The organism is Luteitalea pratensis, assembly GCF_001618865.1.
Taxonomy (GTDB): domain Bacteria; phylum Acidobacteriota; class Vicinamibacteria; order Vicinamibacterales; family Vicinamibacteraceae; genus Luteitalea; species Luteitalea pratensis.
This window is the reverse complement of the sequence record NZ_CP015136.1, coordinates 154,761-168,347: the sequence shown is the minus strand read 5'-3', so window position 1 is coordinate 168,347 and position 13,587 is coordinate 154,761. Positions and strand designations below refer to the sequence as shown.

At 68.1% G+C, this 13,587-nt stretch carries 10 protein-coding genes; 5 read left to right on the top strand and 5 right to left on the bottom strand.

The features are described from left to right. Positions 1–208 precede the first annotated feature (208 nt). Positions 209–2,914, bottom strand: a complete 2,706-nt coding sequence (locus LuPra_RS00745) for an ABC transporter permease (protein ID WP_110168991.1) — start codon at positions 2,912–2,914, stop codon at positions 209–211. Next, positions 2,914–3,264: a PadR family transcriptional regulator gene (locus tag LuPra_RS00740; RefSeq protein ID WP_110168990.1), complete on the bottom strand. Its 351-nt coding sequence runs from the start codon at positions 3,262–3,264 to the stop codon at positions 2,914–2,916. Before LuPra_RS00740 ends, LuPra_RS00745 begins: the two co-directional genes overlap by 1 nt. A 54-nt stretch (positions 3,265–3,318) precedes the next feature. Between LuPra_RS00740 and LuPra_RS00735 the strand changes: the two genes are divergently transcribed. From LuPra_RS00735 to LuPra_RS00725, 3 genes are all read left to right on the top strand, one after another. Further along, complete coding sequence (locus tag LuPra_RS00735) at positions 3,319–3,687, top strand: hypothetical protein (RefSeq protein WP_110168989.1); 369 nt, start codon at positions 3,319–3,321, stop codon at positions 3,685–3,687. Between the two features lie 140 nt (positions 3,688–3,827). Next, positions 3,828–4,169, top strand: coding sequence for a PadR family transcriptional regulator (locus LuPra_RS00730; protein WP_110168988.1), 342 nt, complete (start codon positions 3,828–3,830; stop codon positions 4,167–4,169). 11 nt (positions 4,170–4,180) lie between these two features. Next, the gene (locus tag LuPra_RS00725; RefSeq protein ID WP_110168987.1) at positions 4,181–6,937 is read left to right on the top strand and encodes an ABC transporter permease; all 2,757 of its coding nucleotides are present in this window, start codon (positions 4,181–4,183) and stop codon (positions 6,935–6,937) included. A gap of 81 nt (positions 6,938–7,018) precedes the next feature. Here LuPra_RS00725 and LuPra_RS00720 read toward each other — a convergent pair whose 3' ends face one another. From LuPra_RS00720 to rtcA, 3 genes are all read right to left on the bottom strand, one after another. Further along, on the bottom strand, positions 7,019–8,635 hold the full coding sequence (locus tag LuPra_RS00720; protein ID WP_110168986.1) for a sulfatase: 1,617 nt from the start codon (positions 8,633–8,635) through the stop codon (positions 7,019–7,021). A gap of 83 nt (positions 8,636–8,718) precedes the next feature. Continuing rightward, positions 8,719–10,131, bottom strand: a complete 1,413-nt coding sequence (locus tag LuPra_RS00715) for an RtcB family protein (protein ID WP_110168985.1) — start codon at positions 10,129–10,131, stop codon at positions 8,719–8,721. After that, positions 10,128–11,186, bottom strand: a complete 1,059-nt coding sequence (gene rtcA, locus LuPra_RS00710; protein ID WP_110168984.1) for an RNA 3'-terminal phosphate cyclase — start codon at positions 11,184–11,186, stop codon at positions 10,128–10,130. Before rtcA ends, LuPra_RS00715 begins: the two co-directional genes overlap by 4 nt. A 226-nt stretch (positions 11,187–11,412) precedes the next feature. Between rtcA and rtcR the strand changes: the two genes are divergently transcribed. Beyond that, positions 11,413–13,002: an RNA repair transcriptional activator RtcR gene (rtcR, locus tag LuPra_RS00705; protein ID WP_269465617.1), complete on the top strand. Its 1,590-nt coding sequence runs from the start codon at positions 11,413–11,415 to the stop codon at positions 13,000–13,002. A 79-nt stretch (positions 13,003–13,081) separates the two neighbouring features. After that, on the top strand, positions 13,082–13,561 hold the full coding sequence (locus tag LuPra_RS00700) for a hypothetical protein (RefSeq protein ID WP_110168982.1): 480 nt from the start codon (positions 13,082–13,084) through the stop codon (positions 13,559–13,561). Positions 13,562–13,587: the final 26 nt, after the last annotated feature.

Here is a 13,587-nt window from a genome sequence, read left to right as displayed (position 1 = left end):
TCCGCGATATTCGACGCTCCCGGCGCGAAACCCGGGCCACTTGACGTGTGGTCCCGCGCTCCTGTCGATCGGCAGGTTGCTGGTCGATGCCGCCGGCCGAAGCTCCCGCGGCACCGTCAGGTGCGGAAGGATGGCTCAGCGACGCCGGCAGGTCTTCACGGACGCGTGAGCATTGCGTGAGATCAGCGTGATTGGAGGCCAGAACGACCTACTCGACCCGCAGTGCCTTCATCGGATCGACCCTGGCCGCGCGCTGTGCCGGCAGGTAGCCCGCGATCAGTGCCACACAGGCCAGCACGCCGAGGCTGAGAGACAGGACCACGGGATCGTAGGGCTCCACCTGATACAACAGGTCCGACAGCAGTCGAGTCAGTGCCAATGCCGCCGGGATGCCAAGCGCGGCTCCGAGCGCCACGAGACGAACGGTGTTGCCTAGCACCAGCCGGCGAACGTCCCGTCGGCCCGCACCCAGTGCCATGCGAATGCCAATCTCCTGGGTGCGTTGCGTCGTCATGTAGGCGACCAGACCGCACAGGCCGACCGCGGCGAGCGCCAGCGCCAGCAGTCCGAAGGCGGACGAGACCCTGGCCACCATGTTCTCGGTCGCGAGCGCGGCATCGACACGGTCACGTGCGGTCGTCATCCCCACGATCGTCAGCCTGGGATCCACGTCGGCAAGTGCGCGGTAGAGGGTCGACGCCACCGTCGACTCGTCACCCGCCGTCCGAACCTGGATCTCGCGGAGGTTCTGCTCGGTCTGCGCGAAGGGCACGTACAGAATCGGCGCCGCGGGCGCGCGCAGATCGGCATGCTTCGCGTCTTCCACCACGCCGACGATCTCCATCATGGTCGTGGTCGCGGGCACGCACGGTTCGCTGCGGCAAAGGCCGACACGCCGGCCAACCGGATCCACGCCGCCGAAATGGCGACGGGCGAACGCGTCGTTGACGATGACGACCTTCGTCGCTTCCTCGCGATCGTCGTCCGTGAAGTGGCGCCCGCCGAGCAGATCGATCCGCAGGACGTCGAAGTAGGCCGGCGTGACCGCGTTGACGACCGATCGCAGCGTCTGCCCGTCAGGTGGCGTGACGCCCTCGATGGCGATGACGTTGCGCCACGTGTCTGAGGACAGCAGGCCAGAGAACGTCGCGCTCGCGCCGGCCACGCCAGGCACGCGGGCCGCACGTTCCAGCAGTTCCCGATACAGCTGCCGCCTCGTCTCGGGAGGAACCGGTTGCTGGTCAGCCGGCGGGCTCACGCGCAACAGCACGACCTGCCCGGGATCGAAACCAAGGTCCACCTCCCTCAGCGACATCAGGCTGCGCACGAACAAGCCCGCCGCCACCAGGAGCACCAGCGAGACCGCGATCTGCGTCACGACGAGTGTACGGCCGAAAGGAATGCGGGAGGCCCCGCGGCCGCCGGCTCCTCCGCTCCTGAGGACGCCAAGCGGGTCGAGACTGCTCGCAGCCAGTGTCGGCATGAAGCCGAACAGCACGGCTGTGCCGCACGAGATCAGCCCCGCAAACAGCAGGACGCGTCCGTCGGGACTGATGTCGATCGCGACGGGCAGGACCCCGGACAGCAGCGACGACAGGGCTGACGTCCCCCAGATTGCCAGCAGGAACCCACCAATCCCTCCGAGCCCCGCAAGCAGCAGGGCCTCGATCATGCCCTGGCCGATGAGCCGCGACCGGCCTGCACCGAGCGCGAGACACATGGCGATCTCACGGCGGCGTGCGACAGCCCTGGCCAGCATGAGATTGGCGACGTTCGCGCAGGCGACGAGCAGCACCAGTCCAACGATGCCCATGAGGAGCATCAGCGGCGTCGTGAGGTTGTCGCGTAACCGCGAGATGCCCTGGCTTGCCTCCGATACCCCGAGACGGCTTTCGAGCACGCTCCGCCTGAACTCCGCGCTGTCGGTCCCCGCTGCCACGTCGGCCCGGATGCGTTCGTATACGGGTTCCAGCCCGGCGCGCGCCTGCACGAGGTCCACACCGGGGCGCCGGCGAGCAAGGACGCTGAGCCACGTCGTGCTGTGCCCGGTCCACAACCACTGCGGCGCATTCGGCTGGGCCGAGAGCGGCATCCACACGTCGACGCTCTCGCCGGGAGTCTCGCTGGCAAAGCCGCGGCGCCCGACTCCGACGACGACGAAGGGCGTGCCTTTCAAGCGAACGGTACGGCCGACGACGGCCGGGTCGCGACCGAAGCGTCGCGTCCAGAACGCGTCGCTGATGACGGCCACCCCGACGCCAGGCGGTTGCAGATCGTCGGAGGCGAGCAAGGGCCGGCCGACCGACGTGGTCACGCCAAGCGTCGTGAAGTAGTTACCGGACACCCACTTCAGATCGACGGCCTCGGGCGGGCCGTCGAACGCGACCGCCTCACGGCGGGCCGGCGACGCGGCGAGCGCGTCGGCGAGATGTGCCCCATCGGCCGCGATGGTACGGTAGGCGGCGTAAGAGAACGGCTCTCGGCCGTCTGGATACAGCGCCGTCACGGAGATCAGTTCCTCCGGCCGGTCGGCGGGGAGCGCGCGCAGCATGATCGCGTTGACGGCGCTGAAGATGGCCGTATTGGCGCCGATGCCCAGCGTCAACGTCAGCACGACCACCGCGGAAAACGCCGGCGACTTACGCAGCGTGCGCGACGCATAGCGCACGTCCCGACAAGCGTGTTCGACAGTGCTTTCCCAGCCGACCTCGCGGGTCTGCTCCTTCACGGCATCGATGCTGCCCAGTTCCACGCGCGCCGCTCGACGCGCATCTTCGGGTGTCATGCCCGCGCGCACCTTCGCCTCGATGGAGGAGACCAGGTATGCCTGGACCTCGTCGTCGAGGTCCTGCTCGGCGCGCCTGCCGCCAAGGAGGGCTTTCACGCCGCCAATGAAGCGCTGCACGGCCGCCATCACACTTGTCCCGGTGTTGCCGCGAGGATCCTGGCGATGGCGGTGGTCTGCGCTTCCCACTGTCGCGTCTCGCGCTTGAGTTGGGCCCGGCCCTGGGGCGTGAGGTGGTAATACTTCGCGCGACGGTTGTTCTCGGTCACCCGCCACTCTCCGCGTATCAGGCCGTCGCGCTCCAGTCGACTCAACGCCGGGAACAGCGACCCCCCGTTGACGCGGCATCCGCCATCGCTGATCTGTTCGAGGCGAACGCCGATGCCGTAGCCGTGGAGCGGTTCGAGCGTCAGCGTCTTCAGAATCAGCATGTGCAACGTGCCCTGGACGAGGCTTCCCGGGCCCGGATCAACAGTCATCACTCCTCCAGACAAACTAGATGAGACACCTGCATCGTAACGGACTCCTCTAGATTGTCAAGACAAGCCGGGGCGGCGCCACGCCAGGGACGACCGACAGCGATCCGCAAGGCGATCGTCGAAGACAACAGGGTCCGGCCCGACTACGCACGAATTTGCGTTCCGGTCCTGGCGATCTATCGGTCGGTGACGAAGGAACAGGCGTTGCTGGACTATCCGCCGCAGAACGACGAAGAGCGTGCGGCGTTGGACCTGGCCTACGCAGGCCGCCGGGCGATTCTCTCGCGTTGGCAACACGACTTGCTCGCTGGCGTTGCTTCCGCACGGATCGTGGAACTGCCTGGCGCCAACCTGTACATGTTCCTGTCGAACGAAGCCGACGTGCTTCGGGAGGTGCGAGCGTTCGCAGCGACGCTCCCGTGAGATCCGTCTAGCGCCCGAGGCCTCAGGTGTCACGTCTCAGGCTTGAGACCTGAGACCTGAGACCTGAGACGGGAAGGCCCGAGGCAAGGCCGTTGACGCCTTTGACACGGGCCGCGTACAGGCTTACCCTAGATCGCTAGGTGAGACAGACTCCTCCAAGGAAACCCGACGCGCTGCAAGGCACGCTCGATCTCCTGGTGCTCAAGACGCTGAGCCTTGGCCCGGAGCACGGCTACGGCATCGCCGCGCACGTGCAGCGCGCCTCCGACGACCTCCTGCGCATGGAGGAAGGGTCGCTATACCCGGCGCTGCACCGCATGGAGCAGGCTGGCTGGATCACCGCGTCGTGGCAGATCACGGACAACAACCGGCGGGCGCGTGTCTACCGCCTCGCGCGTGCAGGCCACAAGCGGCTGAGTGACGAACAGGCCAGGTGGGATCGCCTGGCCGACGGCGTCGGCAGGGTCATGCGGTTCGCCTAGGAGTTCACACCATGGGATGGATTCGCCGGCTCGCCGCCACGCTCCTGCACTCGGACGCGGACGAGACGTTCGACGAGGAAGCCCGCTTCCACGTCGAGCAGCGCATCGAGGAATACATCCGCTCGGGCATGCCGCCGGAGGAGGCCAGGCGCGAGGCGCACCGCCAGTTCGGCAGCATGACGAGCGCTCGCGAGCGCTCGCGTGACGTGGATTCGTTGCCCTGGCTCGGCGACGCCGTCCAGGACCTGCGCTACGCCGCGAGACAACTGCGCCGCAATCCCGGGTTCGCGCTCGCCGCCATCCTGACGCTGGCGATCGGCATCGGCGTGAACACCGCCCTGTTCGGCGTCGTGAACGAACTGCTGCTCAAGCCGCTGCCGGTCCCGGCGCCCCACGAACTCGTGCTGTTCAACTGGCTCGAGGGCCGTCAGGGCATGCGCAAGGGCATGGATGGCGTCAGGACCACGGACGAGGCGACGGGCCGTGCCACGAGCACGTCCTTCTCGTATGCCACGTTCCGCCGGCTGCAAGAGTCCAACCGCGCCCTGACCGAGCTGTTCGCGTTCTATCCGCTCCAGCAGCTCAACGTCGTCGTCGACGGCAGTGCCGATGTGGTCTCCGGGCAATACGTGTCGGGCAACTACTTTCGTGGGCTCGGCGTCGGCGCAGCGCGCGGCAGGACGCTGACCGACGCCGACGACACGCCCGGCGCTCCGCCGGTGGCGACCATCACGTACCAGCACTGGAGCCGGCGCTTCAATCGCGATCCGAACGTCGTGGGAAAGACCATCCTCATCAACAAGGTCACCTTCGTCATCGTCGGCGTCACGCGTGAAGGCTTTGCCGGCACACTGGACGTGACGCAGTCGCCCGACTTCACGGTGCCGTTCGCGACTGAGCCACTGCTCGGTGGCGAGCGATCCGACCTCACGCGTCCCGCGTTTCTGTGGGTCAACATGATCGGCCGGCTCCGACCGGGCCTCGCTCCAGAACAAGCAGTGGCCGACCTGACGCCCGTGATGCAGCAGGCGATGCTCGAGGAATGGCACCAGGCGCTCGCCACAGATGCGGGCGACGCCACCGAGGACACCAGCCGGACGCTTGCCGATGCGTCGGCGTTGCGTGCAGAGCCCGGTGGCCAGGGCCTCATGGACTCGCGCCGACGCTATGCGCAACCCTTGTTCGTCCTGATGGGCTGCGCGGCGCTCGTCCTGATCATCGCGTGTGTCAACGTCGCGACCCTGCTCCTCTCGCGCGGCGCGGCCAGGCAGAAGGAGATCACGACGCGCCTGGCGCTCGGCGCCGCCCGCGGCCGACTGGTGCGCCAGTTGTGCACGGAGAGCCTGCTGATTGCGTTTGTCGGCGCCGCGGCTGGCCTGGTGCTGGCGCAATGGGGGGCCAGTCTCCTGGCCGTCTGGCGGCCCTGGGGCGGCTCGGCGGTGGTCGAGAGCGGGCTCGACTGGCGCGTCTTCGGCTTCTGCGGCGCGATGGCGTTGGGCACGGGCGTGCTGTTCGGCCTCGCACCCGCGATCCGTGTCGCGCGGACGGAACTGTTCCAGGTCACCAGGCGCACGACAGGGGCGTCGGCGGCGCCCCTTGCGCGCGCCTTGGTGGTGGCGCAGGTCGCGCTGTCGCTCGTCCTGCTGGTAGCGGCCGGCCTTTTCTCCGGGACGCTCAGGAACCTGCGCGCGGTGGACAAGGGCTTCAATGCCGACGACCTGCTGCTCTTCCGCGTCCAGCCGCAACTGAACGGTTACGAACCGGCGGCAAGCGCCATGCTCTACGCACGCATGATCGAGCGCATCAAGGCCATTCCCGGCGTGCGCGCCGCCACCGTGTCGCGGCATCCGCTGCTGGCGTTCAGCCGCCGCGCCGACAGCATCGCCGTCGATGGGGTCGCCAGGACCGCCGATGCCAGCGCCGAGGTGAACGTCGTCGCGCCGAATTTCTTCGACACGATGGAAATTCCGCTGCTGCTCGGGCGCTCGTTCACCGAGCGCGACCCCGCGGACGCGCCGGCGGTCGCCGTGGTGAACGAGGCCTTCGCCGCCACGCACCTTGGCGGCGCCAACCCGATTGGGCACCGCCTGTGGTTCGGCGATGGGTCGAGCGGCACGCCCATGGAGATCGTCGGCATGACGCGCGACGCCAAGTACACGGACTTGCGTAGCCCGATGACGCCGACGGTGTACGTACCGATCCAGCAGGACGCGCCGGGCCAGGCCAACGTCGCCGTACGCACGGTTGGCGAGCCCCTGGCGCTGGCGCCTGCGGTCCGCAGCGCGATGCGCGAGCTCGACCCGACCTTGCCGCTGTTCGACGTCAAGTCGCAGGCCGAGCAGGTCGAAGAGTCGCTCGCCCGCGAAACGCTGTTTGCCACGTTCTCGACACTGCTGGGAGCGATCGCGATGATCCTCGCGGCCATCGGCCTCTACGGCACGATGGCGTACGCAGTCGTGCAGCGCACGGCGGAGATCGGCCTGCGCATGGCGCTGGGTGCCAGGCGCGCGACCGTTGTCGACATGGTCGTGCGCCAGGCGCTGATGCTGGCCGTCATCGGTGTTGCCATCGGGATCCCGCTGACCCTGGGAGCGGCACGCCTTGCGGGAGCGGTGCTGGACCAGGTGCTCTTCGGTCTCGACCGCTACGAGCCGTGGGTCATGGGTGGCGCGGCTGCGATTCTCGCGCTGGTGGCGATGCTCGCCGCGTTCGTGCCGGCGCGGACGGCAGCCCACGTCGATCCGCTCGCCGCGCTTCGGCACGAGTAGAGGGGTCCGGACAAGCGCAGTCCTGCTCCGGACCGGCGGGCGTTCTCGCGTCGTGTAGCGCGATCAGCCGGGGCGCTGGCCTCAGTGCCGTCGGACGCCGTCGGCAATCATCTGGCGCAGGCGGCGCTGCAGGTCGGTCACCGTGGCGCGATGTGCCGGATCTGCGGCCAGGTTGCGCAGTTCATCAGGATCGGCTTCGGCGTCGTAGAGTTCCGTCCCTCGAGCGCCGCCATCCCACTCGGTGTATCGCCATCGGCCGGTGCGGATGGTGTATCCCATGAACGTCTGGGGCACGGCGCCGCGGCGGACCTGTGACACCGCCGGATGGTCCCAGGGTGCCTGCGGATCCGCGAGGAGCGGCCCCAGCGAGCGACCGTGCAGGCCGGCGGGTGGGGTGAGCCTCGCAAGCGCCGCGAGTGTCGGGTAGATGTCGAGGAACTCGACGATCCGCGGGCTCGCTGCACCACGTGCCGCGACACCAGGACCCGCGATTATCAGCGGCGCACGAGTAGAGCGCTCGAACAGCGTCTGTTTCATCCACTGCCCCCGGTCGCCCAGGTGATATCCGTGGTCGCTCACGAACACGACGATGGTGTTGTCGGCGAGGCCGAGACGCTCGAGGGCATCGAGCACGCGGCCGACGTTGGCGTCGAGGAACGAGATCGACGCGTAGTACGCGCGCAGGGTCAGCCGCTGCTGCTGTTGGTCGAGGCCCCAGTGCGGAGGGTTGGTGAACCATGCCGGGCTCGGCACGTCGGCCGGGCGTGGGATCGGCGGCGGCAGGCGCACGTCCTCGAGCGGATAGAGGCTGAAGTACTTCGCGGGGGCGATGAACGGGCAGTGCGGGCGATAGAAGCCGGCCGCGAGGAAGAACGGCCGGTCGCGATGCTGCTCGAGCAAGGCGATCGTCTCACTGGCCACCTTGCCGTCGGTGTGCGCCTCGTCTGGCGCAGGCGATGCGTAGTAGGCCAACGCGCTGCCGAAGCCCTGGCGCTGCGGCGTGAAGTTGGTCAGCATCGGCTCCTCGTCCTTGTCGATGCCGCGGGGGTTCACCGTGTGATCCCACGAGGCCGGATCGTCGAGCCCCGGCGTTCCTATCTGCCCGGGATTGCCGTAGTGATAGATCTTCCCGACACGCGCCGACACGTACCCGGCCCGCCTGAACATCTGCGGCAACGTGACGAGGTCGGGGTGGATGGTGCGGAAGTCGGTCTGCAGATCGTGGACGCCTGTCGTGTCCGGGCGCAGCCCCGACAACATCGACACGCGACTCGGGCTACAGAGCGGGAACTGAGCGTAGGCCCGTGTGAAGCGGACACCGCGCGCCGCCAATCGATCGAGGTTCGGCGTCCTGACCTGCGGATGGCCGAACGTGCCGATGTCGTCGCTGAGGTCGTCGGCCATGATCAGCAGGACATTCGGGCGGCGGGCGGAGGGTTGCGCGAACGCCGAGCCCGCGCCGACGAGCGCGCATGCGGCCCACGCAATGGTGGAAATCAGGATGGGACGGAACATGGTGAGTCCTGGCGCAGCGCCGATGCAGGTGGCGTGCTCGCTGGCGCGAGTATCGGCCAGCGACTCTGTCCCTGTCGAGCCGCGAGTTCCCCAGTCACCAACCTCGAGACCGATGACCGCCGACGCGGTGAGAAGGCAGTCGTACTCGTGATGGCGCCCCGCGAGGCGCCCGGCATCACCCATCACTGGGCGGCCGAGCGCCTCGTGCGCATTGCGAATTGCGCGGTAGCCCGGGCGTCGGGCAATTCGCAAACCGGTGGTAGGACTCAGTCCTCGGGCGGCTCGCCGCTTGGGGCCATCTTCACGAGGCGCGGATCGAACCGCGCCAGGACCTCGACCAGGTCCTGCTGCGCCGCCATCACCTCGTCGATGTCCTTGTAGACCATCGGCACCTCGTCCAGTCCCGCCGAGAGCAGCGTGACCTGGCGCTCGCGCAGCAGCGCCTGCGCGTCCTGCCACGACAGCGTCTTGCGCGCCTGCGTGCGGCTCATGCGCCGGCCGGCGCCGTGCGCCGCCGACAGCAGCGATGCTGTCGACCCCTTGCCGCGCACCACGTACCCCGGCGTGGCCATCGATCCCGGAATGATGCCGACGACACCCTCACCCGCCGGCGTCGCGCCCTTGCGATGGACGATGACCTCGCGCTCGGTGCCATCCGGCCGCTGGTGTGTCTCCCGCCACGCGAAGTTGTGGTGGTTCTCGACATCGAGCCGCACCTCCACGTTGAGCGCCCGCGCGATGTACTGGTGGATGAGCGCGTGATTGGCCGCCGCGTAGCGCCCCATCAGCTCCATGGCCTCCCAGTATTCCTGCCCGGCCTCGGTATCGAGGTCGAGCCATGCCAGCTCCGCCAGCGACTGCGGCAACTCCGGGTGCAGGCGACGCGCGAGCGTGCTGTAGTGCGCCGCCACTGCCGCGCCACTGCCGCGGCTCCCCGAGTGGCTGAGCAGCGCGAGGTACGTGCCGCGCGGCAGTCCCACCGCGTCGTCGCTCACCGACAGCGTGCCGAACTCGACGAAGTGATTGCCGCTGCCGCTGGACCCGAGCTGCTTCCAGGCGCGGTCCTTGAGATCCGCGGTGACCGGCGTCACCCGCCAGTCCGCATCCATCACCTCGTGCTGACGCTTCACCCTGAAGCCGCCGCCGATGCCGAAGCACGTCTCACGTTCGAGCACACTCACGAGACGTTCGCGCTGCGTCTCCAGGGCCTCGACCGGCAGGTCGAGCACGGTCATCTTCATGCGGCAGGCGATGTCCACGCCGACCGCATAGGGGATGACCGCGTGCTCGGTGGCAAGCACGCCGCCGATCGGCAGGCCGTAGCCGACGTGCGCGTCAGGCATCAACGCGCCAGCCACGGCCACCGGCAGGCTGCAGGCGTTCTGCAGCTGCCGCACGGAATCTGGCTCGAGGTGCTCTCCCCAGATCCGATACGGCGCCACCGACTGGCGCGGGGTGAACGCCTTCGCCGCCACCTGGTGTGCCTTCAGGTGCGACGCCAGCACGCCGTATCGCGCATCGTCCAGGTACGCGTCCGGTGACGCGATGATCGACTGCAAGGTGTCGCCGGCTGCGCGCACGGTGCTGCCCGCCGCATGTGCCTCCGCGATGACCCGCTTCGCTTCCTCGGCGCAGGGACCCGCCGGGATCCCCATCGCCACCAATGCCCTGTTCTTCATGATGCTGTCCTGTTCACGCCCGAGGCACGAGCGGTGTCAACGGTGACCGTGCACGTGCCATCCGACTCGTTCACGAACCGCACGTCCACGTCTGCGAACTGTTTCAAGACCGCCGCGTTCGTCATCGTGTGCGCCGATGGCGCCAGCGTCCGGAACGTGCCCCCACCAGCGAGCACCATCGGGACGAGCAGCTGATCGGCGAGATGCACGCCCACCGGCACGTTCGACGCGATGTAGGCCTGCGCCTCCTTGCAGGCGCGTGACGCGACGACAGCCGCACCGACCTGCTTCTCGCCAAAGCCCGTCACGATCTCGGTGAGCTCCTCCGAGGCGATCGCGATGAGCAGCGCATTGCCCGGCCCGGGCGACGTCCGCACGACGATCGACTCGAGCGCCTCCCACGGCACCCCCAACTGCTCGTTCACCACTTTCAACTCACGCTTCGAGACACCTTCCGGGACGCCGGACACCAGCGCCTGCGCCGACACCTGGACCGGGCCGCGCACGAGCAGCGCCAGCGGTTCGAAGCGCGACACGGGTTCGATGTCCACCGTGAAGCGGCCACCCCCCGCGGGATAGAAGCCATGCCGCTCGAGTCGCGCCGTGACGTTGCCGCCCATCCGGCGAATCACCGGCAGCAAGGTCCGGTCGAGGAAATCGAACGGCGGGGCGTACGGGTTGTGTGTCCCACCCTCGAGCACCACGCGCGACGCCTCTGGCGCCAGCAGCAGCGCCGGAAGGATCGCCTGCAGCACCAGCGTGGCGCTGCCGGCCGTGCCGATGGCCATCGAGAGATCGCCGCCACGCACTGGCCCCGGGTGGAACGTCAGCGTGCCCGATCCCAGGTCACCGCCGCTCACTGTCGCCCCGCTCACCTGTGCGGCCGCGTGAACGGCGGTCAGGTGCTGCCGCAGCAATCCCGGCTTCGACCGGCCCGCGCGGATGCCGTCGATACGGAAAGGGTGTCCGGTGACGAGCGATAGCGCCAGCGTCGTCCGCAGGATCTGTCCGCCGCCCTCACCCTGGCTGCCGTCGATGGTCAGGAGTTCACGCATGCCCAAGTGTCCCGGTTTCTCGCGTCGACCGAAGCCTCGCGTCTCGTCCTCCTTGACTGCACGAGCGGTTCCACGCCTATCCCTTGCACCCATGACCGGCCGGAAGCTGTTGCAGCGACGCCATTTGTCGGCATTTGCAGACCGCAGGGTCCCCTCGAACAAGCCCTGCGAATGTTTAGCTGATAGGATATGACTTATCCAAGTGGCTACTGGAAGGAAGTTGGTCGTGCTTGGCCTCCTGGGCAGCACGCTGGATCGCGGGACCGCCGGTCCCCGGCGATGGGAGCACTGGCGCCCGAGCGTGGCGCTGTGCCAGCACGAGGACCTCGTCGTGTCGCGCTTCGAGCTCCTGTTCGCCGAGCCGCATGCGAGCCTCGCCGCCACCGTGCGCGACGACATCCGGCACGTGTCGCCTGAGACGGAGGTGCGCCTGCATGTCGACGCCACGACCGACCCATGGGATTTCGAGTCGGTGTATGCACACCTGCACGACTTCGCGCGAGCGTATCCGTTCGATCCGGAAGCCGAGGATTACCTGGTGCACATCACCACCGGGTCGCACGTCGCGCAGATCTGCCTGTTCCTGCTGACCGAGTCGCGCCACATCCCGGGCTGCCTCGTGCAGACCAGCCCGCCGCGCCGCACGCGAGCCATCGAGCCTGGCGGGTATCAGGTCATCGACCTCGACCTCTCGAAGTACGACCGCATCGCGACGCGCTTCGCGAAGGACGAACTCGACGAACGGACGATGCTGACGTCCGGAATCGGGACACGCAACGCGGCCTTCGAGGGGTTGGTGACGATGCTCGATCGCGTCGCTACGCGCTCCGCGGCGCCCATGCTGCTGCTCGGGCCGACCGGCGCGGGCAAGTCACGCATGGCGCGACGTGTCTACGACCTGAAGAAGGCGCGCCGCCTCGTGCGTGGGCCGTTCGTCGAGGTGAATTGCGCCACCATCCGCGGCGACGCGGCAATGTCGGCGCTGTTCGGCCACGTGCGTGGCGCGTTCACCGGCGCGCTGCGGGATCGGCCGGGCCTGCTGAGGAGCGCCAACGAGGGCGTCTTGTTCCTCGACGAGATCGCCGAGCTCGGGCTCGACGAACAGGCAATGCTGTTGCGGGCGCTCGAGGAGAAACGCTTCCTGCCGCTCGGCGGCGACCGCGAGGCCTCGAGCGACTTCCAACTGATTGGCGGCACGAATCGCGACTTGTCGCAGGCCGTGCGTGAGGGCCGGTTCCGCGACGACCTGCTGGCGCGTATCAACCTCTGGACCTTTCGCCTGCCGGGCCTCGTCGATCGGCGTGAGGACATCGCACCGAATCTGGCCTACGAGCTGGAGCAGTTCCGCCAGCGCACCGGCACGGCCGTGACGTTCAGCACCGAAGCGCGACGGCTGTTCCTGGAGTTCGCCGAAGGACCGGATGCTCCATGGCCCGGCAACTTCCGCGACCTCAATGCGGTGGTGACGAGGCTCGCAACGCTGGCGCCGGGCGGACGCATCACCGTCGATCAGGTGGCGGCCGAGATCGCGACGCTGCGTGCGCTATGGCGCGAGTCTTGGGCCGGCCACACCCGCGACGGCCTGATCGACCTTGTAGTCCCGGCCGGGACGGCCGTGACCCTGGACCGTTTCGATCGCGCGCAGCTCGAGGACGTGCTGACGGTGTGTCGCTCGGCGCCGAGCCTGTCGGCAGCCGGGCGAGTGCTCTTCGATCGGTCGCGGGCACGCAAGCAGAGCGTGAACGACGCCGATCGGCTGCGGAAGTACCTGGCGCGTTTCGGGCTCGACTGGCATGAACTGAAAGCCTCGGTCTAGTTTCGTGGCGGGTGCGTTTTGAACTCGGATCGCTGATCCACGACCTGATCGGTATCTGTCGGCTCAGGGGAGGCAATCGATGGCGCACCTCGTCGGGACAATCCTCATCGTGATGGCGGTCCTGATGGTGGCCCCACTCGTCGTCCTGGCAGCGCAGTCGACTCTCATCGGCGCGCTCACAACTCGCGCGCGAAACCGCGCCATCGCCAACAGCGCCGCGTTCATCGCCGAGATCGAGCGCTATCGCGAGCAGCATGGCGCCTATCCAGCGTCCCTGTTCTCGATATGGGGTGACTACAAGCCGTCGATCGTGGGCATCGATCGCTATCACTACGAACCGAGCGGCGATGCCTACAACGTGATCTTCAAGGAACCGTCGCTCGACTTCGGCATCCGGCGGTACGTCGTGTACAACCCGCGCGACGCGCAGCGCGTGACCCTCCACGAGCAGGATCGCCTCCTGCTCGATGAAGCGGGGCTCGACGCCGACAACGCCGGCCTTACCGTTGTCCAGGCGCTTCATCAGCCGCACTGGAAGGTGTTTCTGTTTCTGAGCTAGCGGCTGGGGATATCCGGTGCGAAGTC